At 43.9% G+C, this 230-nt stretch carries 1 rRNA gene; it reads left to right on the forward strand.

From position 1 onward, the window contains the following. Nucleotides 1-137: 137 nt before the first annotated feature. Nucleotides 138-230: ribosomal RNA gene (locus tag GM668_RS30470) — 23S ribosomal RNA — on the forward strand; the annotation flags it as partial.

Raw genomic sequence — 230 nt, forward strand, 5'->3', positions numbered from 1 at the left:
TAAGCGTAGTACCGTTCTTTAACAATCTGGAAGAAGTAAAGTTTTATTTAAGCGCACACAGCAATGTGTGTACTTAGGGTAGTAAAACTCATCATCACAACGTAGTAAATGCTTGCCTATAGCCGTCAAGGTTATAGGGACAAGTGAATAAGTGCACATGGCGGATGCCTTGGCGATTACAGGCGATGAAGGACGTGGAAGTCTGCGAAAAGTTCCGGGGAGCTGACAAA

Source organism: Pseudoduganella ginsengisoli, from assembly GCF_009720865.1.
Classification (GTDB): Bacteria; Pseudomonadota; Gammaproteobacteria; order Burkholderiales; family Burkholderiaceae_D; genus Rugamonas; species Rugamonas ginsengisoli.